Here is a 353-nt window from a genome sequence, read left to right as displayed (position 1 = left end):
CTTGGAGGCGTCACCGAGCAGCGTGTCCACCTCGGTCGGGCGGAAATAGCGCGGGTCGATGCGCACCAGCACCGATCCTGAGGCCGCGTCGATACCAATCTCGTCGACGCCTGCGCCCTGCCAGCGAATGGTCCTGCCGGTCTCGGCGAAAGCCAGCTCGACGACCTCGCGCACCGAATGCCCCTCGCCCGTCGCCAGCACGAAATCGTCCGGCTCGTCGTGCTGGAGTATACGCCACATGCCCTCGACATAGTCGCGCGCATGCCCCCAATCGCGCATGGCATCGATGTTGCCGAGGTAAAGCGTGTTCTGCAGTCCGTGATGGATCGCGGCTACGGCGCGCGTGATCTTGC

At 65.4% G+C, this 353-nt stretch carries 1 protein-coding gene; it reads right to left on the bottom strand.

All coding sequences use genetic code 11. From position 1 onward, the window contains the following. Nucleotides 1-353: GDP-mannose 4,6-dehydratase (locus EN859_RS36090; RefSeq protein WP_135913666.1), on the bottom strand; the 353-nt coding region annotated here is incomplete at both ends.

The organism is Mesorhizobium sp. M00.F.Ca.ET.216.01.1.1, from assembly GCF_004010325.2.
Taxonomy (GTDB): Bacteria; Pseudomonadota; Alphaproteobacteria; order Rhizobiales; family Rhizobiaceae; genus Mesorhizobium.
This window is presented reverse-complemented; position numbering and strand designations above follow the sequence as displayed.